Annotated in this window: 23 protein-coding genes; 9 read left to right on the top strand and 14 right to left on the bottom strand. The window is 71.8% G+C overall.

Annotated features, from left to right (window positions below; genetic code table 11):
* The 4 genes from LWC35_RS30995 to LWC35_RS31010 all read left to right on the top strand — a co-directional run.
* Positions 1–582, top strand: a 582-nt coding sequence (locus LWC35_RS30995) for a fumarylacetoacetate hydrolase family protein (RefSeq protein ID WP_232873837.1), incomplete at its 5' end; no start/stop codon positions are given.
* Entirely contained in the window at positions 579–1,253 is a 675-nt protein-coding gene (locus LWC35_RS31000) for a maleylpyruvate isomerase family mycothiol-dependent enzyme (protein ID WP_232873838.1), read from the top strand. The genes LWC35_RS30995 and LWC35_RS31000, both read left to right, overlap by 4 nt.
* Before the next feature lie 583 nt (positions 1,254–1,836).
* Positions 1,837–2,397 carry a helix-turn-helix domain-containing protein gene (locus tag LWC35_RS40570; protein ID WP_308194705.1) on the top strand — a complete coding sequence of 187 codons (561 nt, stop codon included), beginning with the start codon at positions 1,837–1,839 and terminating at the stop codon, positions 2,395–2,397.
* A gap of 725 nt (positions 2,398–3,122) precedes the next feature.
* Positions 3,123–3,866, top strand: coding sequence for a hypothetical protein (locus LWC35_RS31010; RefSeq protein ID WP_232873839.1), 744 nt, complete (start codon positions 3,123–3,125; stop codon positions 3,864–3,866).
* A 355-nt stretch (positions 3,867–4,221) separates the two neighbouring features.
* Here LWC35_RS31010 and LWC35_RS31015 read toward each other — a convergent pair whose 3' ends face one another.
* On the bottom strand, positions 4,222–4,653 hold the full coding sequence (locus tag LWC35_RS31015) for an Hsp20/alpha crystallin family protein (protein WP_232873877.1): 432 nt from the start codon (positions 4,651–4,653) through the stop codon (positions 4,222–4,224).
* Positions 4,654–5,814: 1,161 nt separating this feature from the next.
* Here LWC35_RS31015 and LWC35_RS31020 point away from each other — a divergent pair.
* A complete protein-coding gene (locus LWC35_RS31020; protein ID WP_232873840.1) occupies positions 5,815–6,249 on the top strand; it encodes an Hsp20/alpha crystallin family protein in 435 nt (144 codons plus the stop codon).
* A gap of 306 nt (positions 6,250–6,555) precedes the next feature.
* Here LWC35_RS31020 and LWC35_RS31025 read toward each other — a convergent pair whose 3' ends face one another.
* Complete coding sequence (locus LWC35_RS31025) at positions 6,556–7,554, bottom strand: AraC family transcriptional regulator (protein WP_232873841.1); 999 nt, start codon at positions 7,552–7,554, stop codon at positions 6,556–6,558.
* An 82-nt stretch (positions 7,555–7,636) separates the two neighbouring features.
* On the opposite strand from LWC35_RS31025, the gene LWC35_RS31030 reads away from it, so the two are divergent.
* On the top strand, positions 7,637–7,792 hold the full coding sequence (locus LWC35_RS31030) for a hypothetical protein (RefSeq protein WP_372463133.1): 156 nt from the start codon (positions 7,637–7,639) through the stop codon (positions 7,790–7,792).
* Positions 7,793–8,044: 252 nt separating this feature from the next.
* Entirely contained in the window at positions 8,045–8,473 is a 429-nt protein-coding gene (locus tag LWC35_RS31035; RefSeq protein ID WP_232873842.1) for a pyridoxamine 5'-phosphate oxidase family protein, read from the top strand.
* A gap of 228 nt (positions 8,474–8,701) precedes the next feature.
* On the opposite strand, the gene LWC35_RS31040 is transcribed toward LWC35_RS31035, so the two are convergent.
* From LWC35_RS31040 to LWC35_RS31095, 12 genes are all read right to left on the bottom strand, one after another.
* Positions 8,702–9,199: a (2Fe-2S)-binding protein gene (locus LWC35_RS31040; RefSeq protein WP_232873843.1), complete on the bottom strand. Its 498-nt coding sequence runs from the start codon at positions 9,197–9,199 to the stop codon at positions 8,702–8,704.
* Positions 9,200–9,209: 10 nt separating this feature from the next.
* Positions 9,210–10,019, bottom strand: a complete 810-nt coding sequence (locus tag LWC35_RS31045; protein WP_232873844.1) for an FAD binding domain-containing protein — start codon at positions 10,017–10,019, stop codon at positions 9,210–9,212.
* Positions 10,020–10,023: 4 nt separating this feature from the next.
* Entirely contained in the window at positions 10,024–10,755 is a 732-nt protein-coding gene (locus LWC35_RS31050) for an enoyl-CoA hydratase (RefSeq protein ID WP_232873845.1), read from the bottom strand.
* On the bottom strand, positions 10,752–13,139 hold the full coding sequence (locus LWC35_RS31055) for a xanthine dehydrogenase family protein molybdopterin-binding subunit (RefSeq protein WP_232873846.1): 2,388 nt from the start codon (positions 13,137–13,139) through the stop codon (positions 10,752–10,754). Before LWC35_RS31055 ends, LWC35_RS31050 begins: the two co-directional genes overlap by 4 nt.
* A gap of 37 nt (positions 13,140–13,176) precedes the next feature.
* Positions 13,177–13,941: an SDR family NAD(P)-dependent oxidoreductase gene (locus tag LWC35_RS31060; RefSeq protein WP_232873847.1), complete on the bottom strand. Its 765-nt coding sequence runs from the start codon at positions 13,939–13,941 to the stop codon at positions 13,177–13,179.
* A gap of 13 nt (positions 13,942–13,954) precedes the next feature.
* The gene (locus tag LWC35_RS31065; RefSeq protein ID WP_232873848.1) at positions 13,955–14,752 is read right to left on the bottom strand and encodes an MBL fold metallo-hydrolase; all 798 of its coding nucleotides are present in this window, start codon (positions 14,750–14,752) and stop codon (positions 13,955–13,957) included.
* Entirely contained in the window at positions 14,749–15,891 is a 1,143-nt protein-coding gene (locus LWC35_RS31070) for a zinc-binding dehydrogenase (protein ID WP_232873849.1), read from the bottom strand. The genes LWC35_RS31065 and LWC35_RS31070 overlap by 4 nt, the downstream gene beginning before the upstream one ends.
* A complete protein-coding gene (locus LWC35_RS31075; protein WP_232873850.1) occupies positions 15,888–17,306 on the bottom strand; it encodes an aldehyde dehydrogenase family protein in 1,419 nt (472 codons plus the stop codon). Before LWC35_RS31075 ends, LWC35_RS31070 begins: the two co-directional genes overlap by 4 nt.
* Positions 17,303–18,112: an SRPBCC family protein gene (locus tag LWC35_RS31080; RefSeq protein WP_232873851.1), complete on the bottom strand. Its 810-nt coding sequence runs from the start codon at positions 18,110–18,112 to the stop codon at positions 17,303–17,305. The genes LWC35_RS31075 and LWC35_RS31080 overlap by 4 nt, the downstream gene beginning before the upstream one ends.
* A gap of 81 nt (positions 18,113–18,193) precedes the next feature.
* On the bottom strand, positions 18,194–19,840 hold the full coding sequence (locus tag LWC35_RS31085; RefSeq protein WP_232873852.1) for a class I adenylate-forming enzyme family protein: 1,647 nt from the start codon (positions 19,838–19,840) through the stop codon (positions 18,194–18,196).
* Positions 19,841–19,897: 57 nt separating this feature from the next.
* A complete protein-coding gene (locus LWC35_RS31090; RefSeq protein WP_232873853.1) occupies positions 19,898–21,454 on the bottom strand; it encodes a solute symporter family protein in 1,557 nt (518 codons plus the stop codon).
* A complete protein-coding gene (locus tag LWC35_RS31095; protein WP_232873854.1) occupies positions 21,451–21,795 on the bottom strand; it encodes a DUF485 domain-containing protein in 345 nt (114 codons plus the stop codon). The genes LWC35_RS31090 and LWC35_RS31095 overlap by 4 nt, the downstream gene beginning before the upstream one ends.
* A 335-nt stretch (positions 21,796–22,130) precedes the next feature.
* Here LWC35_RS31095 and LWC35_RS31100 point away from each other — a divergent pair, with 335 nt between their 5' ends.
* Together LWC35_RS31100 and LWC35_RS31105 are read left to right on the top strand one after the other, a co-directional pair.
* On the top strand, positions 22,131–22,742 hold the full coding sequence (locus tag LWC35_RS31100; RefSeq protein WP_232873855.1) for a TetR-type transcription factor C-terminal domain-containing protein: 612 nt from the start codon (positions 22,131–22,133) through the stop codon (positions 22,740–22,742).
* Positions 22,739–23,341, top strand: coding sequence for a TetR/AcrR family transcriptional regulator (locus LWC35_RS31105; RefSeq protein WP_232873856.1), 603 nt, complete (start codon positions 22,739–22,741; stop codon positions 23,339–23,341). The genes LWC35_RS31100 and LWC35_RS31105 overlap by 4 nt, the downstream gene beginning before the upstream one ends.
* Positions 23,342–23,407: the final 66 nt, after the last annotated feature.

The following is a 23,407-nucleotide window of genomic DNA, read 5'->3' on the forward strand; positions in this document are numbered from 1 at the left end:
CACCCCACCCTGTTCGCCAAGTTCCCCGAGGCCCTGATCGGGCCGGCCGACCCGATTCGTCTGGACGACGCGGCGGGCGCGGTCGACTGGGAGGCCGAGCTGGCCGTCGTGGTCGGCGCCCCCGTGCGGCGGGCGACCGAGGCCGAGGCCGAGGCCGCGATCGCGGGCTTCGCGGTGCTCAACGACGTCACCATGCGCGACTGGCAGTACCGCACCACACAGTGGTTGCAGGGCAAGACCTTCGAGGCGACCACCCCGTTCGGGCCCGAGCTCGTCACCCCCGACGAGCTGCCGGGCGGGACCCGGCCCGCGCTGGACATCCGGTGCACGGTCGACGACGACACCGTCCAGTCCGCGAACACGGGCGACCTGGTCTTCGACCCCGTCGCGCTCGTGGCCTACCTCTCCACGATCATCACGCTGAACCCCGGCGACGTGGTCGCCACCGGCACCCCCGGCGGTGTCGGGCACGCCCGCAAGCCACCCCGCTACCTGCGGGACGGCGCCCTCCTCGGCACGGAGATCCAGCTGCTCGGCTCCCAGCGCAACGCGGTCCGCGCCGGCGCGGCGATCCCGACGTGACCCCGCCCGCCGAGACCCGCGGCTGGGCGGACGCCGGATTCCGGCTGCTGCTCGACGGCGTCGACGGGCTCAGCGACGCCGAGCTCGACGCCCCCTGCGGCCTCACCGGCTGGAACCGCCGGCACCTGCTGGCGCACGTGGCCTCGAACGCGGAGGCCATCGGGCGCCTGCTGGACTGGGCCCGCACCGGCGTCGAATCCCGCATGTACGCCTCGCCCGACCAACGCGCGGCCGACATCACCGCCGGTGCCACGCGCCCGGACCTGCGCCAGTGGCTGCGTGACTCGGCCACCACCCTGGCCCGGGCCATGGACGACCTCCCCGAGGAGGCCTGGGGGCACGAGGTGGTCACCGCGCAGGGACGGGTCGTCCAGGCAACCGAGACCACCTGGATGCGCGCCCGCGAGACCTGCATCCACGCCGTCGACCTCGGGACGGGGACCACGTTCGACGACCTCTCCGAGGGCTTCCTGACCGCACTCGTCGCCGACGTCGCCGCCTGGCGGGCGGACCGGCCGGGCCCGGCGTTCACCCTCACGACTCCCCGGACCCGCCACGAGTTCGGCGACGACCCACCGCCGACCCGGCTCGACCTGCCCCTGGCCACCGCGGCGGCCTGGCTCACCGGGCGCCATGGTGCAGATCTGCCGGCACTGCCAGGGTGGCTGTAGCGCGCCCTGGCGTGCTCGCGGACCGACGTCGCGTCCTCGTGAGGGCGAGGGAGCGCCGTCCTTCGGCCCATTCGTCGTGCTGTTCGGCCAGGACGTCGCTTCAGCAGGGTTTCGGAACATCTGGCCTGGCTGCAGACCGACTGCAGCTCGGGCGCTCTCGCCATCCGTCCACCACGCGGGCAGATCAGCAGCCTTGTCTTTGATCAGTGGTCACTCGTTGCGCGGTGGAGACCGGCCCGACGAGCCTTCCACAGGTGCGTCGATGATCAGGTCGACCGGACGACCGCCACCCGCAGCGCCATGCCGCCTTCTCGTCGAGCCCGTCAGGGCCGCGCGCAGATGCCGAGCACGCTCATGCCCCTGCAGACCAGGTCATTTCGGCGACCCGCGTTCCACCAGGCTGGTCGGCAGGTCCTGCCACTGCGTCGATCACGAGGTGGCCGTCGCAGCGCTACGGCCTCGACCGGGAGGCAACGCCGCAGGTCATCACGGAAAAGTTCGTTGGTCAGTGTATGCTTTCTTCAGGCGTCTGAAGAGGTTTACGGGTCCTCCTGATGGGGGTGGGCGTGTACGGGAGGTGGAGATGGCGGGACTTGAACGTCTCGATGACGAGGACTTTCCGTCGGTGTCGATGGGACAGGCAGCCGAGCTACTGGGGGTCCAGCCCGCCTTTCTGCGCAGCCTCGACACGGCCGGGGTCCTCCAGCCGCACCGCACCGGTGGCGGCCATCGCCGCTACTCCCGTCGCCAGCTTGCTCAGGCGCAGCGGATCCGGGAGCTGCTTGACGCCGGGCACAGCATCAGCTCGGCGCGGACGATCGTCGAGCTGGAGAAGCAGGTCGCCACGAGTGACGCGGCTCGCCGCCGCGCCGATGACGCGCGGGATCAGGCTCGCCGCGACCGGGACCACGCCATCGTCGAGCGCGACCACGCTGCTGCCGAGCGCGATCGCGCGACCGAAGTCCAGCGCCAGGTCGTGCGTGAACGTGACACGGCCCGCTCCGACCTGCGTGAGCGGACGGATCAGCTACAGCGCACTCAGCACGAGCTCGACCAGGCTCGCGACGAGATCAACGCCCTGCAGCATGAGCTCGGTCACCTCGGGGCTGCCGACGGTGGCCGAGCGCTCACCGTGGACCGATGACCTCCTGTGATGTTGTCGTCGCGGTCGACGGGTGTCCACCCGGGAGAACGCGCATGAGCGCGCTGGGACGCACCCCTGACGGCCGACAGCCCGTCGCCGGCCTGATTCGCGCCGGCTTCCCGTTCTGCATCCGTTGACGGCAGCGGCGATCGAGGAGGTTGCCCTGACGTCCGCGGGCACCGGCGGCCGTACCGCGTAGTGGTGTGTGTAACCCGATGCCCGCCCGTCGACCATGACGCTGCTGCACATCAGCCGCTTGCGGATCTACGTCTGTCTTGACGAGCACTTGACGACGGTTCGCACTCAGGCTGCGCATTGTGCCCAGACCGGACCAACCGCACAGCGAGACAGGAATGCACGACCGACGGCTCACAGTGGGTCAACGACCCGCGACGTCCTCCACGGCAGCGCAGTGCGCCCGCCGTGGTCAGATCCGGCATCACCCGAGCCACAGCGCCACAGGCCGCTGCGGGTCTCCCAGCGCTACAGCGCGCTACGCGTCCGACATCACGCGACAGAACCGGAGAACGCCCTGCCTCCGGGGAAGCGCCGACCAGCACGGCCAGCAGTCGGTGCCATCCTCGGCGGGGCGAGCGCAGGAAGCACCGCGGGTGCCGCCGCTCTCGCATCCCCGGGCAGGAACGCAGCTCGCCCCGCCGCAGCAACACCCGGCGAACCGCCAGGGGGTAGCGCCGCCACCAGGCCGGCCCTCCCGCAGGCCCGTCGTGGCCGAGTTGAGCCCGGGCAAGCTGCTGGCCGGCGCGGGCGCTGCGGCGACCAGTGCCGTGATCGGTTCGACGTTCGGGGCCGAGGGCACCGTGATGGGAGCCGCAGTGGGCTCAGCGATCAGTACGGTCGCGGCCGCGCTGTACCAGCGGTGGCTCGAGCAGGCCGGAAAGACGGTACGGACCCGACTGACCACTATCCGCGGACACAGGCCCGGCTACCACGACAAATACTGGGACAGCGGCCGTACCGGTCACACCGGCCGTCGCGCCGGACTCCGAACCGCGCTCGTGGCCGCCGTGGGCGGGTTCGTACTCGCCATGCTGGCGGTCACCGGTGTGGAGCTGGTGCACGGTGGATCGCTGAGCGGCGGCAACTCCGGCACTTCGATCGGGACCGTGGCAGGTGGCGGCGCGCCCGCTACTCCCGACCGGCCGGGCACGGGTTCCGACCGTGGATCCGCGCGTTCACCGGCCAGGACGGCCCCGTCAGCAGCGCTCACTCCGACGGTTCGAGAGACCGCCCCCGGCGTCGACCGCACCACCGTCACCCTTTCCCGCCCTGGTGACGATGGCGGTGGTTCCGGGGTAGCCGACGACCCGACGGGAGCTGGGGCGACGACGACGCCGGGTCTCGACCAGACACCGTCGGTAGCGCCGCCCCTCACCCCGACGCCTCCGGCGGCTGACCTGCACAGCCTGACCCCTGCGACGAAGCAGGCAGAGCCCGGGGCGAATCGCTAGCTCAGGCGCTGCTGTCGATGATTCCGTGTCCTCGGCGAGACCGGTCTCGACCGCAGCGGCGAGCTGCCGGCCGGTGTGGTCGTCGACCTCACCGGCGAGGTGCAGGACCACAGCGGCTGGCCGACGTTGCACGGTGATGGCGAGCGGCGAACCGGGTACAGGTGGCTGGCGGTTGTTCGGCCAGCAGCGCGGCCAGACCGGGTCAGCTCGCCGGTCAGTCGAGTCAGCTGCCAGCCGGTGCGCGCAGAATCGTCATGTTCCTGCTGCTCGACGGGTCTGACATGTCCGGCCGCGGCTTGACCCGGGCGGTCGGGACCGCCCGGGTCAAGCAGGCGGCGGGCGCGATCGGACTTTCTCAAGGGTTGATCTGCTTGGCCGCGCTCCCGCCGCCGATGGAGATCTTGCGGGGTTTGGCCTGCTCGACGATCGGCACCCGTAGCGTCAGCACGCCGGCGTCGTAGTGTGCGGTGATGTTGTCCGGGTCGAGTGTCTCGCCCAGGAACAGCTGGCGGGAGAACACCCCGCGGGGCCGTTCGGACACCTGCACCTCGGCGCCCTCGTCGTAGTTCGGGGTGCGTTCGGCCTTGACCGTGAGCACGTTGCGCTCCACGTCCAGGTCGATCGAGTCCGGGGCCACACCCGGCAGGTCGAACTGCACCACGTACTCGTCGCCGGAGCGGTAGGCGTCCATCGGCATCATCGTCGGCCGGGTCGCGGTGCCGTTGGCCCCGAACAACTGCTGGGTCAGTCTGTCGAGATCCCGGAACGGGTCGGTCCTCATCAGCATCACACGCGCCTCCTTCTGCGTGGTTCCCATCAGCTGCCTCCGGCGGACCGTTGGCCGGAGGCGGCTCGGTCGTGTCCGAGTCGTGTCCGGGGGGTTCGAACACCAGCTCGGGGTTCTTCCCAACCCTTCCTGACACGCCGCGAGCGATCCTGACCATTTCGCGGTTCCGGCCCCGCCGCACCTGCGGCGGCGGGGCCGGAACCGGCATTCGCCGAGCAGTGTCAGGTCGAGGCTCGATGCGTTCCCGATGCGCTGCAGAGCTTGGCTCTCGGGATCGAGCTCCTTCTGCTTCGGAGGAACGTTCTCACGGCGGGGCTACCGGCGATGCGTCACGAGACGCAGGGCCCCGACCCCTGTCCGACCTGCAGTGGCAGGAGTCCGTGGGCGCGAATGAGACGTGGATGTCCCGCGCCGAGAACGCCCTCCGGACGGTACGGGGTTTCCGACGGATCTACGTCGTATCACCTGCCTTCCGTGCTGCCGGCTCTCCTGGTCACCAGAACAGGGCTGGGCATCGGAGGGGAACGCTGCCGACTGCCACCCCGCAGCGCCGGAAGGACCTGCGCCGACCGGGAGCCACCGGCGTCCGAGACACGAGCTCGGCCCTGGCCGCGACGCGGCCGGGAGGGCCCGGAGCCAGCTCGGGGCTGGCGGGAACGCCGAGAGAGTGAGCCCACAGAGAGGCCCGAGGAACTCCCGAAGTTCGCGGCGATGATCGCGTCGAACTCGGCGCGCACCCAGGCCTGGTTCGCGCAGACCAGCTCGACGAACTCGCTGGTCACCAACGCGTGGCTCGTGTTCCGCATCGTCGATTCACTCCCCGGCAATGTCAACTTCGACACCAGGTCATGTACCGCTTCTCGCGTATTACCTCTACCACCGACTAGAGATTCTGTCAAGTGTCTCCTGAAGTTCCTAGACCTGCCAGGACGTCACTGTCCGTCCCGCGGCATCGTGCAGGCCGCCGATCCGATCACCCCTTGTTGATCACTGCTCTGACCACAGCTCCACCTACTGTGCGCCACACCGCAGCACGCAGAAACTGTGATCGATAGTTGCGGAATATTGCAGTGGTGAGTGTATGTTGTGAGCATCGTCAGTGACGATCAGGTCTGGTGGGTATCGCACCGGCCTGGGGTCGAGGGAAGGAGTGCACCTGCGATGCTGATGCGTGTCGATCCGTTCGGTGAGCTGGACCGGTTGGCCCGTCAGGCCTTCGGCGCCGCCTCCGGGACGTGGTCGCGTCCGGCGCCGCTCCCGATGGACGCCTACCGGCACCGCGACACCTATGTCGTCGAGTTCGATCTGCCCGGTGTGGCTGCGGAGGCCGTCGAGCTGACCGTGGAACGCAACGTGCTCACCGTCAAGGCCGAGCGCCGGCCCACCACCGCCGACGAGGTGCAGATGCAGATCAGCGAGCGGCCGCTGGGCGTGTTCTCCCGGCAGGTGTTCCTCGGCGAGGGCCTCGACACCGACCACATCCAGGCCGACTACCACGACGGCGTGCTGACGCTGCGGATCCCGGTGGCCGAGAAGGCCAAGCCCCGCAGCATCGCCATCTCCACCGGCTCCGACCAACAGGCCGTCGAGGCCTGATCTCCTCCCCCGGGAGCTCTGCGGTGACCGCGGCTCTGCCGTCGGCGGGAAAGCGCGGTTGCCGGGAGAACGCGGTCCGAGGGACCGGCTGGGGCGCGTGGCCGCTCGGTGTTGTTGGTGGTGGACCTACACGGGTGCGGGGACAGGTCGCGACGGGTCCCCGCACCCGTAGCACTCTTCAGCGCCTGCGGCCGGCCGCTGGGCCGCGGCGGTCGGTGGCCGGCTTCAGCTGACCGACGCGACGGCGAGGGGCAGACGTTCCGTGCCCGGCCAGGGCGCGGGTGGCAGCGGGAACGACGGACGCCGTCAGCTCCCTGACGGCGTCCGGTCCCGCCCGGGGAGGACGCCTGGAGCGGTACGCCGGAACTGGCTGGGGTTCAGGCCGCGGATGCGTTTGAACGCGGCGCTGAACCCGAAGGCGTCGGAGTAGCCGACCTCGCGGGCAATCTCGGCGATCGTCGCCGCCTCACGCTCGGCCAACATGTCCGCCGCCAGGGTCATGCGCCAACGGGTGAGGTAGGTCAGGGGCGGCTCTCCGACCAGGTCGGAGAACCGTTTCGCCAGTGTGGCACGCGAGACCCCCGTACGCTCCGCGAGCGAGGAGACCGTCCACGGCGCCGCCGGTTCGGCGTGCAGCAGCCGCAGGGCGTGGCCGACCACCGGGTCCCGGTGCGCGGCGTACCAGGCCGGCGGGTCGCCGTCGGGCCGGTCGAACCACTCCCGCAGCGCGCAGACGAGCATCCAGTCCAGCAGGCGGTCGAGGACGACCTGTTGACCCGGCGCATCGACGGCGACCTCGGCCGCCAGGAGGTCCCGCACGGCGTCGGCCGTACCGCCGGGAGCGACCCGCAGCACGTCGGGCAGGGCCTCGAGGAGCCGCCGGCCGATCTCGCCCCGCAACGGGTAGGCCCCGACGACCAGGGTCGTCGCGTCGGACGGGACGTCGGGGCCGCTGTCGTGCCAACCGAGCCGGTGCCGCGTTCCCCCCTGTTCGGGTGTCGCGCAGAACTCGCCGCACCTGATCGGCTCGGCCTCGGTCCCGACCTCGTCGACGAAGGCGAACTGCGCGGGGCCCCGCACGATCAGCGTCTCGCCGGGCGCGAGGTGCTCGGGTGGGTGGCGCGCAGGCGCAGCTCCGTCGTGCTCTACCTCCGGGATGATCCACCCCGCTCCCTCGAGCACGGTGCACAGCGTGAGCGGGGCGCCGTCGACGAAGAGCAACGACCAGGGCGCGGTCAGCGTCGAGTTGCCGAACAGCGACCCCTGAGCGCGTACCCCACGGAAGAGGTCACCGAAAGCGTCCACCTCCACCAGGCTAGACGAACGCACAGGCGATCTGGCTTCTCGGCCATGGAATCGTCCGGGCGGCGTCGCGAGAATCAACGGCATGACCATCACGCTGGTCCTCGGCGCCACCGGCAAGACCGGCCGACGTGTCGCCGGCCGGTTGCGACTGCTCGGCACACCGGTGCGCGCCGCCTCCCGATCCAGCCCCACCACGTTCGACCGGTCCGAGCCCGCCGGACGGGATTCCGCCCTCTAGCCGGCACGCCGGACGGATCTGCGAGCTCACCCGCCCCGCGCACCCTGACGTTCGCCGGACACGTCTCCACGATGTTCGTCCTGAGGGAACGCGGCCTGCTCGCCGGGACGGCCGACGACGCCACCCTCCTCGGACGCGGCCCCGGACCTTCGAGGACGACGTCCTGCGGGCCGCGGCCGGCGCGTGGCAGCGATAACCGCGGCGGTCCCGAACGCTGCCGACCCGATCCCCTCACCACTCGAAAGGGCCATCATGAACGCCACCGCCAGCATCCTGACCACCGAGGACCTCGAGTTCCTCGCCCGCCCCCTGCACGGGTTCCTGACCCTTGCCGGGGGACCGCACCCCCCGCAGCCCCGGCCGATCTGGTTCGAGGTCACCGCGGACGCGACGATCCAGTTCTTCACGGCACCGGACTCGGTCAAGGTGCGGCGGCTGCGCCGCGACCCCCGCGCCTCGATCGTCGTTGCCGCCCCGGTGGGTGAGCGCGAGCGCTGGGTGTCCGTCGCCGGTCGCACAACCGTGGAGACCGACGGCGCGCACGACCTGTCCTCCCGCCTCGCCGCCCGCTACTGGGACCTCGACGACCCGACCCGCGCCCACGACCTCGCCGAGATCCTGGCCACCGACCAGGTCCGGGTCGTCCTCCGCCCGGACGCCGTACATCGTTTCGTCTACTGAGATGTCATGGTCCTACCGGGCCGCCCGAGGGAGGAGAATCTGCCGGGGTATCGATAGCGGTAGCCGTTGCGCGAGTTCACTCACCCTCGCTGCGGGTGCGGTAGCCGGCCCGCAGACGGTGGCGGCCTCGGCGGCGATCAACGCCTCGGTCAACTACTTGATCATCGACCGGAGCAGATCCGGGCTGGCTTCGGCGAGCCGCTCCTCGAGCTCCTGGGCGCCGGTCGTTCACTCGTCGCTCGCCTCCGGCGTGGTCACCGGCTCGGCGAGCGCACCCTGCGCCGCCTGCACCGCGTCGACGATGCCCTGGTATCCGGTGCAACGGCAGATGTTCCCCGACAGCTCCTCGCGGATCTTGTCGCGGTCGGCGTCGGGCTCCGTGTCGAGCAGGTGCAGGGCGCTGATCAACATGCCGGGTGTGCAGAAGCCGCACTGCAAGCCGTGGTGGGCGACGAATGCCTCCTGCAGCGGGTGGAGCTCGCCGTCCGTGCCCTCCAGGCCCTCGACCGTCGTCACGGAGGACCCGTCGGCCTGCACCGCGAACATGAGGCAGGCGCGGGCCGGCTCCCCGTCGACGAGGACGGTGCAGGCGCCGCACACCCCGTGTTCGCAGCCGAGGTGCGTGCCGGTGAGGCCGCAGTCCTCGCGCAGGGCGTCGGCCAGGGTGCGACGGGGCTCGACGTCGATCTGCGTCCGCTCCCCGTTCACGCTGAGGCTGATGTTCATCGTCGCTCTCCTACTCGATGCCGACCTGGGCGAGCGCACGGCGCACCATCTCTCCCGCGATCGCGCGGCGGAACGGGGCCGAGCCGTGCAGGTCGGCAGTCGGGTCGATCTCGTCCGCTGTGGCCCGAGCGGCGTCCTTCGCCGAGCCGCCGTCGGCCACGATCTGCTCGGCGGCACGGGCCCGTTGCGGAACGGCCGCGACGCCGCCCAGGGTGATCCGCAGACTCCCGGCGATCTCGGCGACCACCGCGGTGACCAGCGCGAAGTCGCCGTGGCGTCGGGCGAACTCCGCGAAGCCCCACCGTGTGGGCAGCGGGAACCGGACCCGCACGATCATGTCGCCGTCGTCCAGCGAAGTCAGGAGGGCACCGAGGAACAGCTCCTCCGCAGCGACGGTCCGCTCTCCGGAGGGCCCGGCGATCGTGACCGTGGCGTCGACGCCCGCAGCCACGACCGGTAGTTCCGCGGAGGGGTCGGCGTGGGCGATGCTCCCGCCGGTGGTGCCACGGCTGCGGATCGCGGTGTGCCCGATCCAGCGTGCGGCCTCGGCGAGCAGCGGATGGTGTGTCTGCTCCACGAGCCGGCTGTGCCGGGTGAGGGCACCGACCTCGACCGCCCCGTCCACCGGGCGGATCCGGGCGAGGCCGGGGATCCGGTTGACGTCGACGAGCACGCTCGGCCGGGCCATCCGCAGGGCGAGGACCGGCACCAGGCTCTGCCCGCCCGCGAGGATCTTGCCGTCGCCGTCGGCCTCGCCGAGGACCTTGACGACCTCCTCGACGCTGCCGGCGCGGACATAGTCGAACGGAGCGCATTTCATGCGCTCACCTCCCTCGGAAGACGGGCGGGCGCTTCTCGGCGCGGGAGCGGCGGCCCTCGGCGAAGTCCTCGCTGGCCCAGCAGCCTTCGAACGCCTCGTGCAGCTCCTTGCCCAACGGCTCGTCGAGCTCGGGTTCGAAGACCTCGTTCAGGACGCGTTTGGAGTAGGCCTGCGTGAGCGGGGCGAGCTCCGTCATCGCCTTCGCCCAGGCCAGGGCCTCGTCGGCGGTGCCGGGCAGGTCGGCGAGGCCGCAGGTCAGCGCACCCTGGGCGTCGACCTGGTCGCAGGCCAGCAGCAGCCGGCGCGCCGTGCCGTTCCCCGCCAGCAGCGCGAGTCGCCGGATCGTCCACGGGTCCACGGCCAGCCCGATTCGCGCCGTGGGCACGGCGAACCGGGCCTTCGGGGCGACGACCCGGAAGTCGGCGGCGATCGCCAGCTGGGTGCCCGCCCCGATGGCCGCGCCGTTGACGGCCGCGACCACGGGCACCGGGGCGTCGGTGACGGCGTGGAGCATCGAGTAGAGCGCGTCGCGGAAGTCCGGGGTGTAGACCTCGTCGAGGTCGGCGCCGGAGCAGAAGCTGCTCCCGTTGCCGGTCACCAGGATCGCGCGGGCCTCGCGGGCGTCGTCGAGCGTGGTGCGGATGCGGTGGCAGAGATCGACGGTGAGCGCGTTGTGCTTCTCCGGGCGGTCGAGGGTGACGACCGCGACGCGGTCGTGCCAGGTCAGCTCGATCACGGGTGCAGCTCCTTCCACACGCTCGCCGGGCTGATCGGCAGGGCGTTCACCTCGATGCCGAGGGCGTCGCGCAGCGCGCCGGCGAGGACGGCGTTGGGGCCGAGCGTGCCGCCCTCCCCCACGCCGCGGACCCCCAGGGGGTTCGCGGCCGGGTGCGAGACGTGGCCGATGACCATGTCGGGCACCTCGGCGCTGGTCGGCATCAGGTAGTCCAGCAGCGTCCCGGTGGACAGGTTGCCGGCGTCGTCGTAGACGAGGTGCTCGAACAGCGCCCCGCCGAGGCCCTGTGCGACGGAGCCCGCGATCTGGCCGTCGACGATCTGCGGGTGCATGGCCCTGCCGGCGTCCTCGACGCAGACGTATTTCAGGATGCGCAGCTCGCCGGTGGTGCGGTCGACCTCCACTGCCGCGGCCTGGGCGCCGGCGGCGAAGGCGCCGCGGATGGGGTCGAAGAAGGTGGTGGCGTCCAGCCCGGGGTCGATGCCGTCGGGCAGCCGGTTGGACTCGAGGTAGGCGACCCGGGCGACCTCGGCGACCGAGATCTGTGCCTTCGGGTCGCCGACGACGTAGACCTCGCCATCGACGACGCGCACGTCGGCCTCGGCCGCCTCGATGAGCTCGGCGGCCAGCTTGACCAGCTTCTCCTTCACCGCGACCGCGGTGTTGTGCGCCGCCCCGCCGCCGATGACGGCCTGCCGCGAGGAGAACGCGCCGAAGCCCCACAGGGCTTCGTCGGTGTCCCCGATGCGGACGTCGACGTCGTCGTAGCGCACGCCGATGGCGTCCGCGACGATCTGCGCCATCGTGGTCTCCAGGCCCTGACCCTGCGAGGTCACCCCGGAGATCACCGTGACGCGCCCGTCCGGGTTGACCCGGACCGTGCAGGCGTCGTGACCGGTGCGGAACGGCATCCGCGGTCCGGCGCTCGCGGCGCGACCGAGGCCGGTGAGCTCGTTGTAGAGCGCCACGCCGATCCCGATGGGGTTCTCCCCGGCCTCGCGGCGGCGTTGCTGCTCGGCGCGGAACGCGGGGTGGTCGAGGGCGTCGAGGGCCTTGTCGAGGCACTCGCCGTAGTGGCCGGAGTCGTCGACCAGCCGGGAGGGCATCTTGTAGGGGATGTCCTCGGGGGTGATGACGTTGCGGCGCCGGATCTCGATCGCGTCGATGCCGAGTCGCGCGGCGGCGTCGTCGAACATCGTCTCCATGGCGAACACGCTGGCCGGGCGGGCGACGCCGCGGTACGGGCCGGCCGGGGCGGTGTTGGTGGCGACGCCGCGCACGGTGCACCGGTAGTTGTCGAGCTTGTACGGGCCCGACAGCAGCCCGCCGGCCATGAGCGGCTCGATGCCCGCCGTCCAGGGGTAGACGGAGTAGGCGCCGACGTTGCACGTGACGTCGGCCTCGAGGGCCAGCAGCCTGCCGTCCGCGGCGAAGCCGGCCTTGATCAGGTAGCGGTGGTCGCGGGCGTGGGCGGCCGCGAGCAGGTGCTCGGCGCGGTCCTCCACCCACTTCAGCGGGATCCCCGGCATCTCCCGCGCCATCAGGCACAGCGCGACGTCCTCGGGGTAGAGCACGGCCTTGACCCCGAACCCGCCGCCGACGTCGGGCGCGACGACCCGGACCTTGCCCTCGGAGAGCCCCATCAGCTCGGCGATCATGTTCCGCACGATGTGCGGCACCTGGGTGCCGTTCCAGAACGTCAGCTTGCCGTCGGCGGCGTCCCACAGCGCGACCCCTGCGCGGCATTCCATGGGATTGCCGGCATGCCGGTTCGTGACGAGCTCCCGCTCCACGACGAGGTCGGCGGCGGCGAAGGCGTCGGTCACCGAGCCGGCGTCGAAGGTGCGCTGCAGGAGCACGTTGTCCGGCGCCTCCGGGTGCACCGGCTCCCGCGGCTCCTGCCAGGCGCAGACCGTCGGCGGCAGGGCCTCGTAGTCGACGGCGACGAGCTCCAGTCCGTCCTCGGCGCGGTAGCGGTCCTTCGCGACGACGGCGGCCACCGGCTCTCCGGAGAAGCAGACCTTCTCGTGGGCGAGGATCGGCTGGTCGGTCTCGATGTAGGAGGGCAGCGCCGACTGGGCTCGCAGCACGACGTGCGCGAAGTCCCGGCCGGTGAACACCCGGTGTCCCGCGTCGCGGGCCGCGGTGGCGTCCACGCCGGTGATCCGGGCGTGGCCGTAGGGGCTGCGCAGGAACGCCACGTGCCGCATGCGCGGCAGCTCGAGGTCGGTGACGAAGCGGCCGTGCCCGGTGACCAGCCGCCGGTCCTCCTTGCGCCGGACGTTGCGGCCGAGCGAGCCGGACTCGTCTTCCGCCGCGCTCGCCGGGGCCGGCGCCGTCGCCCGCGGCGCGGCCGCGGGGCCGTCCGCCCTGTCCACGCTCATCTGTCCTCCTTGCTGCAGTGTGGCCGACCCGGACTTGTCAGGGCATCGCGTAGCCGCCGTTGACCGAGACGACCTGCCCGGTGGTCCAGGACGACAGCGGCGAGGCGAGCAGCAGCACCATCGGGGTGATGTCGTCCGGGTGGCCGACCCGGCGCAGGGGGTACTGGGCGAGGATCTTCTTCATCTGCTCGGCCTCGGGTGTGCCGGCGTGCGCGTCGAAGTTGTCGGTGCGGACCAGCGCGAGGGACACGGCGTTGGCGCGGATGCCGAACCGTGCCAGCTCCTTGGCCAGCGAGCGGGTGAGCCCGACGGTGGTGGAGCGGGCGGTGGCGGTGACCAACAGCCCGGACTCCCCGACCCGGCCCGAGTCGCCCATGAGGTTCACGATCGACCCGGACCTGCGCTCGGCCATGCGCGTGGCCACGGCGTGGGTCAGCTGCAGTGTCCCGGTGACGGTGACGTCGATCTGCGGTGCCCAGTCCTCGGGGGTCGACTCGAGGAACCGCTGCTTCTTGGTCACCGCCGAGTTGTTGACCAGCACCTCGATCGGCCCGAGCTCGGTCTCGGTGCGCTCGACGATGCCCGCGACCGCCTCGGCGACGCGCAGGTCACCGCCCACCGCGATGGCCTTGACGCCCAGCTCGCTGGCTTCGGCCGCGGCCTTCTCGGCGCCGTCGGCCGAGGAGTTGTAGTGGAACGCGACGTTGGCACCCTCGCGGGCGAAACCGAGCCCGAGCGCCCGGCCCAGGCCCTGTCCCGCGCCGGTGACCAGGACGTTCGTTCCGGAAAGCTGAAGATCCATGACGTGTTGTCTCCTAGACGATCTGCTGGAAGCTGCGGTTGCCGAAGGCGGTGACCACGCGACCGAACCGCAGGCCGGGGAAGTGAGCGCCGACGACGAGGTCGGTCGAGTCGGCGACCTCGTCGGCGAGGGCGTTGCGCACCGCCTTCGCGGCGACCGGGTCGACGTCGAAGACCGCCTCCCAGTCCCGCTCGTGCAGCTCCACCACCGAGTGCACGACGTCGCCGAGCAGCAACGCCCGCTCGCCACCGTCCGCCACCACGTACACGGTGGAGCCGGGGGTGTGGCCAGGGGTGTGCCGGGCGCTGAGCCCCGGAGCGAGGACGCCGTCGGCGTCGAAGGTCTCCAGCTGCTCCACCAGCGGCGAGAGCTTCCGGACTGCGCCCGGATCGGCGTCCGGCGACTCCACGAAGTGCGCCCAGTCCGCCGCGTGCACGCGGTAGGTGGCGTTCGGGAAGACGACCTCGCCCTTCTTCGTCGCCCAGCCGACGTGGTCGAAGTGCAGGTGGGTGAACACCACGTCGGTGACGTCGGTCGGCGCCACACCGAGCCCCTGCAGCGACTCCAGGAACCGTCCGCCCGCGTACTTGCCGTTGTCGATGGTGCCGACACCGGCGTCGACGAGCACGACCCGGTCCCCGGTGCGGACCAGGAAACCGCCCAGGTCGAGGTGCAGGGTCCCGTGCTCGTCGAGCAGGTCGGTGTGGCAGGCCCACGCGTCGGGGACCTCCGGGCGGGTCAGGACCTCGGCCGCGGGTTCCTTCCCGACGCCGTCGAGCACCGGGAGGATCTCGATCGCTCCGATCTTCACGTGTCCGCCCCCGGAGTGAGCAGGGTGCGAACCCCGCGTCCGGCGGCCAGCTCGTCGAGGGCGTGGTTGACGTCCGCGAGGTGACCGTGCCCGGTGACCAGGCCGCGCAGGTCGAGCTGTCCGGAGCGGACCCAGTCGAAGAAGCGGGGCATGTCCGCCTCGGCGTCGACCGATCCCGCGACGCAGCCCTTGAGGGTGCGGGCGAAGTGGAACAGCTCGAGCGCCGAGAAACTGACGGTGTCGTCCTTGCCGCCGATGCCGACGACGACGGCCGTGCCGCCGCGCCGGGTGAGGCCCCAGATGTCGCGGATGGTCCGCGACGAGCCCACGCAGTCGAAGGTGAAGTCGGCACCGCGGCCGCCGGTCAGGCTCCGCACGGCCTTCTTGGTGGCCTCGTCGGCGGGCACGAAGTGGGTCGCCCCGGCAGCGGTGGCCTGCTCGGACTTCTCCACGTTGCGGTCCACCGCGATGATCGTCGAGGCCCCGGCCAGCCGGGCGCCCTGCAGCACCGACAGCCCGACGCCACCCAGCCCGACGACGAGGACGGACGCGCCCTCGGTGACCTTCGCGGTGTGGGTCACCGCGCCGACGCCGGTCATGACCGCGCAGCCGAGCAGCGCGGCGTCGGCGGTGTCGATGTCATCGGGCACCGGGACCAGCGCGCCGCGCGGCACGACCGTCTCCTCGGCGAAGGACCCGACGGTCAGGCCCGGGTAGACCGGCTCGCCGTCGGCCGTCACCGCGTAGGGCTCGGTCGAGCGGCTCGACCCGTTCTCACACAGGTGGGGTTGGCCGTGGGTGCACGGGTAGCAGCCGCGGCAGGGGGTGATCCACAACAGGATCACCCGCTGCCCGGGGTTCAGGTCGCCGACCTCGGGGCCGGTCTCGACGACGGTGCCGCAGGCCTCGTGCCCCAGCACCGCGGGCAGCGGCTGGGCCAGCTTGCCGGTGGCCAGCGACAGGTCGGAGTGGCACACGCCGGTGCGGTCGATGCGCACCCGCACGTCCCTGGGGCCGACGGCCTTGAGCCGGATCGTCTCCACCGACATCGGCGCCCCGGCCTCGCGCAGCACCGCGGCGCGGACCGCGTGGGGGTAGTCGGCCGCCGTGTCCACGCTCCGCTGGGTTTCCACGCTCATCGCTGCACCGCCTTGATCTCGCAGACGTCGGCGATGCCGTACTCGCCGATCTCCCGCCCGGTGCCGGACTGCTTGTAGCCGCCGAACGGGGCGCCCGGGTTGAACGGGCCGCCGTTCACGTCGACCTGCCCGGTCTGCAGCCGCGCCGCCACCTCGAGCGCCGCCTCGTCGGGGCCCCACACGGCGCCGCCCAGGCCGTAGATGCTGTTGTTGGCGATCACGACCGCCTCGTCGTCGGAGCCGGCCGCGAGGATCGCCAGCACCGGGCCGAACACCTCCTCCTGCGCGAGGCGGGAGTCCGGGTCGACGCGGGAGATCACGGTGGGGCCGACGTAGTAGCCCCGCTCCGGCAGCTCGACCTGCGAGGTCACGGTCACCGCCTGCGCGCCGCCGGCTCCCGGCGCCAGGAACGAGCGGACCTCCTTGCGCTGCTCGGCGGAGATGAGCGGGCCCAGCCGGGCGCCGGGCACGTACTTCGCGGCGGCCGCCGCAGCGAGCTCCTCGACCTGCGCGAGCCGGTCGGCCGGCACGACGAGGCGGGACAGGGCGGTGCAGGTCTGGCCGCCGTTGAGGAAGCAGTTCGCCACGGTGACCTTGACCGCGGTCGCCAGCTGGTCGTCGGAGGCCCCGGACAGCACCACGCTCGCGGACTTTCCGCCGAGCTCCAGGGTGACCCGCTTGAGGGTCTGCGCCGCCGTGGCGGCGATGGTGCGGCCCACGGGCGTTGACCCGGTGAACGAGACCTGGTCGACGTCCGGGTGCCGGGTGAGCAGGTCGCCCACGACGCGGCCGCTTCCCGGGACGAGGTTGAACACACCGCCGGGCAGCCCGGCGGCCTCGAAGGCGCGGGCCAGCTCGAACGCGGCCAGTGGGGTCAGGCCCGCAGGCTTGAGCACCACCGTGGTGCCGGCGGCCAGAGCCGGGACGACCTTCACCACGACCTGGTGCAGCGGCAGGTTCCACGGCGTGATCGCTGCGACGACCCCGACCGGCTCGCGGCGGATCAGGGAGTTCCCGATCTCCGAGGTGAACGGGAACCGCTCGAGCGCGTCGACCGTCGCGTCGACCACCGCGATCGGGGTGTCGACGTGCAGCGCCCGGGCCACCTTGGGCGGCGAGCCCTGCTCGCGATTGATGAGGTCCGCGAAAACGTCCGCCCGCTCCTCGAGGACCGCGCCGAGCCGGCGCAGTGTTGCGGCCCGTTCGGCCACCGGGGTCGCTGCCCAGGCCGGGAACGCCGCCTTCGCCGCGGCGACCGCCGCCTCGACGTCCTCCGTCGAGGCCTGGGTGATCCGGCCGACGACCTCCTCGGTGGCCGGGTTCTCGACATCCAGGTCAGCGCCGCGACCCGGGGTCCAGCGGCCGTCGATGTACAGCTTCGGCTCGTGGATCAGCTCCACGGTCGGATCGCTCATCGGTCTCCCTCCACGTCGTGCACGGTCGTGTTGCGGGTGGGCGGCAACACCAGCTGGAGCACCAGGGGTGCCGCGCCGGCGGCCGCGGCGGGCCCGACGCCGGCGATCGGTCCGCCGCCCCCGGCCGAGCGCCTGCCCACGCGCGCCAGCAGCCAGCCGAGCAGCAGCCCGAGCAGGCCCGCGCCGAGTGGCACCGCCTGCTGCTTCAGCAGGCCGAGTACGGCGCCGCCGCCGGTCGCCATCAGGTCCAGGGGCTCCACGTCGTCGACCGACCGGGGCCGTGCTGCGGCGGGCGCCTGCCCCGTGACCGGTACCGCCGCCTGGGACACAGCGCCTTGGGGCGCCGCCGATCCCTGGCCGGTCTCACGCCCCATCTCCTCCTCGAGACGCTGGGCGAACTGCCCGATCAGTTTGCCGCTGACGTCGGCGATGACCCCGCGCCCGAACTGCGCGACCCTGCCCGCCAACTCGAGGTCGGTCACGACGACGACCTCGGTGCCGGTGCCCCGCGGATTGAGCTGCAGATCGATCGTCGCCGCCGCATTGCCCTGGCCACGCACGTCCCGGCCCTCGGCGCGCAGCACGGCGTGGTGCTCGGCGTCGTCGCGCTGGGCGAACCGGGCCACTCCCTCGTACTGCGCGGTGACCGGGCCGACCTTGACCTTGACCGCACCCTTGTAGTCCTCGCCGTCGACCCCCAGCAGGACTGCACCGGGCAGGCACGGGGCCACCCGCTCGAGGTCGGTGATCACGGCCCAGGCGCGGTCGACCGGCTCCGCCACGCCGAACGTGTTCGTCAGCTCCATCGCTTCCCGCTCCTCACTAACTAACGCTCTTTAGTACGCTACGACAGCGATCCGCCGGCCGCCAGTACGGGGTGCCCATCGTCACCCGGCGGGCGTCGAGTCGCCCGCAGCCGTCGACGAGGTCGACGAGGGCGCGGGGACGGCTGTCGAGCCCGTTCGGCACGGCTCCTCGACGAGCTGCTGCTGCAGCCGGAAACGCAGGATCTTCCCGGAGCCGGTGCGCGGGATGGCGTCGCACTCGATCAGCCGGTCGGGCACCTTGAACGACGACAGCCGGGCGCGGACGCCGGCCAGGACGGCCTCGCGGTCGAGTCGCCCCGGCCGGGCGGGCACGACGAAGGCCACCGGGACCTCACCGAGGTGCGAGTGGGGCATCCCGACCACGGCGGCGTCGTCGATCTCCTCGGAGGCGATCAGGGCGTCCTCGATCTCGGCGGGGTAGATGTTCTCCCCGCCCCGGATGATCAGCTCCTTGGTGCGCCCGCTGATCCGCAGGTAGCCGTTGACGTCGCGGCGCGCGAGGTCACCGGTGCGATACCAGCCGTCCACCAGCACCGCGGCGGTCGCTTCGGGCAGGTTGTGGTAGCCGGGGGTGACGTTCGGGCCCTGCACCCACAGCTCGCCCTCCTCCCCCGGCATGACGTCCTTGCCCGACTGCGGGTCGACCAGCCGCACCGACAGGCCCGGCAGCGGCAGCCCGCACGACCCCATCACCCGCGTCCCGCTGGGCCAGTTCATCGTGACCATCGTCGAGGTCTCGGTGATGCCGTAGCCGTCGAGCAGGCGGATACCGAAGGCGGCCTCGAACTTCTCGTTGACCGCGGCCGGCAGGATCGCCCCGGCGGAGACGCAGGCACGCAGGGCGGGCGCGGTGAAGCCCTGGTCGCCGACCCGGTCGAGCAGGTAGTGGAACATCGTCGGGACGCCGGGGAAGACGGTGACGTCGCCTTCCGGTCCGCCCGTGAAGCGCGTGGCGGTGTCGGTGACCGAGAAGCGCGGGAGCAGCCGCGCCGTCGCGCCGACCGCGAACACCCCGAGCACGCAGAGCACGAGGGCGTAGGAGTGGAACAGCGGCAGGGCGCTGAGCACCACGTCGTCGGAGTCGAGCCCGAGGATGGGCGCCCAGCAGGCCGCGACGACCCAGAAGCAGCCGCGCTGGGTGAGGTAGACACCCTTCGGCCGGCCGGTGGTGCCGGAGGTGTACAGCATCCAGGCCGGGTCGTCGAGGCCCAGACAGTCGCGGGGGGACTCGCTGGCGATGGCGGCGAGCAGGTCGGCGTAGGCGATCTCCTCGACCGGGCCGGGAAGCCCCTCCGCGTCGCCGACCACGACGACCGCGAGCAGGTCCGCCTCGCGGGCGAGCTGGCGCACGGTGGGCAGGCGCTCCGCGTCGGTGATCACCACGCGCGAGCCGCTGTCGGCCAGGATGTGGGCGACCTCCGCGAGCGCGGCCTGTGGGTTGGCGCACACGGCGATCGCACCCGCCCGGGGCACAGCGAGGTAGGACTCGGCGACCTCGACCCTGTTGTCCAGGTAGAGCAGCACCCGGTCACCGCGACGGATCCCCATGCGCTGGAGGTGCCCGGCGATGCGTGCGGTGTTCTCGGCGAGCCCGCCGAAGGTGAGGCTGCGCTCGTCGTCGATGTAGGCGATCCGGTCGGGCCTCACGTCCGCGTGGTTCGCCATGTGTTCCGGCACGGTGGCGATGTACTCCGTGCGCAGCACCATTCCTCCTCGAGTCGTCGGGATAGGGGGACCCGGCGGGTCAGGGCCCACCCGGGCGCACTAGTGGGCGGCAGACGTCGGCTCGGAGCCGAGCCCGGTTTGTGAGCGGACCTGCAGCTCGTCGAACGACCGCTCGGCGCCGCGCTCCGCGGACAGCACCGTGCCGATCCAGCAGGCCAGGAAGCCGATCGGGATCGCGAGCAGGGTCGGGTACTCGACGGGATAGGGCGCTGCCCCGGGGCCGCCGGGCCACACCGACGGGCCCAGCGCGATGCACACCACCGAGGTGACGAGGCCGGCGACGATCCCGGCGATGGCGCCGGTCGTGGTGAACCGCCGCCAGGTCAGGGCCAGGAGCAGGGCGGGGAAGTTGGCCCCGGCGGCCACCGACAACGCCAGCCCGACCAGGAACGCCACGTTGAAGTTCGGACCCATCAGCAGCGTGATCACGATCGCGACGACCCCGATCCCCGCGGCGGCCACGCGCGCGACGGTCGTCTCTGCGCCGGTGTCCGAACCGCGGCGGACGACGTTGGCCCACAGGTCGTGCGCGACAGCGCCGGAGGCGGAGAGCACCAGTCCCGCGACGACGGCGAGGATGGTTGCGAACGCCACCGCGGAGACGAACGCGACGAACAGATCGCCGCCGAAGGTGCCCGGTCCGCCGCCGAGGAACTCCGCGAGCAGGGGCGCTGCGAGGTTGCCGCTCTTACCGACCGCCGGGCCGGCCTCGGCCGGGAGCAGGGCGCGGGCGCCGAACCCGATGACGGCGGTCATGACGAAGAAGACGCCGATCAGGCCGGTCGCCCAGCCGGCCGAGCTGCGGGCCTGGCGGGCGTCGGGGACGGTGAAGAAACGGATCAGGATGTGCGGCAGCGCGGCGGTGCCGATGGCGAAGGCCAGGGCGACGGACACGGTGTCCAGGAACGAGCGACCCGAGCCACCCGGGGCGAGGAAGGCGTCCCCGGCGGGGCTGTTCGCGGCCGCGGTCGTGAACAGCACACCGAGGTCGAACCCGGTGCGCATCAGCACGCCGATCGTCAGGGCCGCGCCCGCGACGAGCAGCAGCACGGCCTTGATGATCTGCACCCAGGTCGTGGCGAGCATCCCGCCGAAGACCACATAGGCGAGCATCGCCAGCCCGGTGAGGATGACCGCGGGAACGAAGGACAGCCCGGTCAGCGCGCGGATCAGCACGCCCGCCCCGACGAGCTGCGCGACGAGGTAGATGACCGCGACCAGGACGGTCGAGGCCGCGGTGGCCGCCCGGACCGGGCGATCGCGCAGGCGAAAGGACAGCACGTCGGCCACGGTGAACCGGCCGGCGTTGCGCATCCGCTCGGCGAACAGCAACAGGATCAGCACGAACGCGACCAGGGTGACCGAGGGCATGATCCAGCCGTCGAAGCCCGACAGGTACATGAGTCCGGTGAACCCGAGGAACGTCGCCGCCGACATCAGGTCACCCGCGATGGCCAGGCCGTTCTGGGGCCCGGAGATGCTCCGGCCGGCCGCGAAGAACTCGGTGGCCGAACGGGTGCGCCGGGAGGCCCAGACGGTCACGGCGAGCGTGACGCCGACCAGCAGCGCGAAGGCGATCAGGCGGGTGGCGTTCACCGCGCCACCTCCGGTCCCTCGGCCACCGCATCCCCGGCGAGGGCCCGCACCTCGTCCTCGAGCGGCGCGAACCGGGTGTTGGCCGCGCGGAGGTAGAGCCAGGTCAGCAGCCACGCCAGCACGAACTGGCTCAGGCCGAGCAGGAACCCGATGCTGAGCCCCGCGAACACCACCGTGCCCGCGAAGTCGGGAGCTGCGCCGATGACGACGAGGAACACCGCGAACCATCCGAGCAGGAGCGTGCTCGCCGCCCGGACGAAGCGGCCCCGCCGGACGACCAGTTCCTGGAACGGAGCCGACGCTCGTAGGGCCGCCCAGTCGACTTCCTGCGATCTCGTCATCGAGGTCCTCCGAGAGTGGAGTGGACAGGTGACTAGCTAACGCTCATAAGTCTTGCGGCAGGAACCGTAGCGAGGGGGGAGCCTTGTGGCAAGGTCTCCGGATCGGCCGGCCCTCGGAGCTTGGCTCGACCTCGGGACAGAGTTCCTGTTCAGCGAGGGTTGGGTCGGCGCCGATGGGAGTTTCGCCGCGTCGAGGCGTCCCTCCGGGTGCGCTCCTGGGTGGCTTGCTCGTCGTGAAGGCGCGTCGCTACTGTTGTCCTCGCTCCCTAGCGAGCGTTAGTCAGTGGGTCGGACGATGCGGCGGCTCGTGGCGCCGCCGAGACTAAGGTTGTTGCATGCCGTCAACGGACACCCGCACCGGGCCGGACGCCCGGGCCGTGGTGACGAGTGAGGCCGTTCTCGATACCGCGCTCACGTTGTTCGCGCAGCGGGGCTACCACGGCACGGCGCTGAGCCAGATCGCGGAGATCCTCGGGATCCGCACGCCCAGCCTCTACAACCACATGCGCTCCAAGCAGGAGCTGCTGGAGACCATCGTCAGGCAGACCCTCGACCATGTGCTGGCCGACTTCCACGCCGCTGTGAAGGGCACCGACGACCCGGTCGTCCAGCTCCGCGAGGCGACCCGGGTCTACGCCCTGCGCCATGCCACGCACCGACGCGAGGCGCTGATCGTCAACAGGGACACCACCAGTCTGCCCGAACCCGCCCTCACGGCGATGCGGCAGCGACGGCGCGAGCACGAGCGGGCCATCCGCTCGGTGATCGCCCGTGGGATCGAGAGCGGGACCTTCGCCGTCGGCAATGCGGGCCTCGCGTCGTTCGCCATCCTGGAGATGAGCGTGAGCATCGCCCGCTGGTTCCGCGAGGACGGCCCGCGTACCGCCGAACAGGTCGCCGACGAGTACGCCGAGTTCGCCCTCCGGATCGTGAGGTACCGCCCGTGACCGGCGCCGGCACCCGGGACACGGTGACCAGCCACGCCGTTCTGGACACCGCGCTGACCCTGTTCGCGGAGCGCGGCTACCACGGCACCGCGCTGAGCCAGATCGCCGAGGCGCTCGAGGTCCGCACCCCGAGCCTGTACAACCACATGCGCTCCAAGCAGGAGCTGCTCCAGACGATCGTCGCCGACACCGTCCGCGGGGTGCTGGACGACTTCCACGCAGCCACCGAGGGACGCATCGAGCCCGTCGATCGGCTCTATCACGCAGTCCTGGTCTACGCCCGCCGGCACGCCACGCACCGGCGCGAGGCGATCGTCGTCAACCGGGACACCTCGAGCCTCGAGGAGCCGTTCCGCTCGCAGATGCAGGCGCTGCGGCGCGAGCACGAGCACGCACTGCGGGCGATCATCAGCGACGGAGTCGCGGCCGGCAGGTTCGCCGTCGACTCCCCGGCCCTGGCGTCGTTCGCCATCCGAGAGATGTGCGTGAGCATTGCCCGCTGGTATCAGGACGACGGGCCGATCGGCCCCGAGCAGGTGGCCCGCGAGTACACCGAGTTCGCGCTCGACATCGTCGGGTTGGGGCGCATCGGCTCCTGACCGGGCCCGGTCTGGCGCACTGGGCGACCACGCCGAAGGGCCGCGGTGTGGTTTCGGAGCGTTGCT

The sequence above is a fragment of the Pseudonocardia kujensis genome, from assembly GCF_021283305.1.
GTDB lineage: Bacteria > Actinomycetota > Actinomycetes > Mycobacteriales > Pseudonocardiaceae > Pseudonocardia > Pseudonocardia kujensis.

What these genes read in the sequence shown, in the direction of transcription:
- LWC35_RS40570 (WP_308194705.1), top strand. Translation starts at nt 1,837, where the DNA reads ATGGCGGGACTTGAACGTCTCGATGACGAGGACTTTCCGTCGGTGTCG.
- LWC35_RS31015 (WP_232873877.1), bottom strand. Translation starts at nt 4,653, where the DNA reads ATGCTGATGAGGACCGACCCGTTCCGGGATCTCGACAGACTGACCCAG.
- LWC35_RS31020 (WP_232873840.1), top strand. Translation starts at nt 5,815, where the DNA reads ATGCTGATGCGTGTCGATCCGTTCGGTGAGCTGGACCGGTTGGCCCGT.
- LWC35_RS31030 (WP_372463133.1), top strand. Translation starts at nt 7,637, where the DNA reads ATGACCATCACGCTGGTCCTCGGCGCCACCGGCAAGACCGGCCGACGT.
- LWC35_RS31035 (WP_232873842.1), top strand. Translation starts at nt 8,045, where the DNA reads ATGAACGCCACCGCCAGCATCCTGACCACCGAGGACCTCGAGTTCCTC.
- LWC35_RS31040 (WP_232873843.1), bottom strand. Translation starts at nt 9,199, where the DNA reads ATGAACATCAGCCTCAGCGTGAACGGGGAGCGGACGCAGATCGACGTC.
- LWC35_RS31045 (WP_232873844.1), bottom strand. Translation starts at nt 10,019, where the DNA reads ATGAAATGCGCTCCGTTCGACTATGTCCGCGCCGGCAGCGTCGAGGAG.
- LWC35_RS31055 (WP_232873846.1), bottom strand. Translation starts at nt 13,139, where the DNA reads ATGAGCGTGGACAGGGCGGACGGCCCCGCGGCCGCGCCGCGGGCGACG.
- LWC35_RS31060 (WP_232873847.1), bottom strand. Translation starts at nt 13,941, where the DNA reads ATGGATCTTCAGCTTTCCGGAACGAACGTCCTGGTCACCGGCGCGGGA.
- LWC35_RS31070 (WP_232873849.1), bottom strand. Translation starts at nt 15,891, where the DNA reads ATGAGCGTGGAAACCCAGCGGAGCGTGGACACGGCGGCCGACTACCCC.
- LWC35_RS31075 (WP_232873850.1), bottom strand. Translation starts at nt 17,306, where the DNA reads ATGAGCGATCCGACCGTGGAGCTGATCCACGAGCCGAAGCTGTACATC.
- LWC35_RS31080 (WP_232873851.1), bottom strand. Translation starts at nt 18,112, where the DNA reads ATGGAGCTGACGAACACGTTCGGCGTGGCGGAGCCGGTCGACCGCGCC.
- LWC35_RS31085 (WP_232873852.1), bottom strand. Translation starts at nt 19,840, where the DNA reads ATGGTGCTGCGCACGGAGTACATCGCCACCGTGCCGGAACACATGGCG.
- LWC35_RS31095 (WP_232873854.1), bottom strand. Translation starts at nt 21,795, where the DNA reads ATGACGAGATCGCAGGAAGTCGACTGGGCGGCCCTACGAGCGTCGGCT.
- LWC35_RS31100 (WP_232873855.1), top strand. Translation starts at nt 22,131, where the DNA reads ATGCCGTCAACGGACACCCGCACCGGGCCGGACGCCCGGGCCGTGGTG.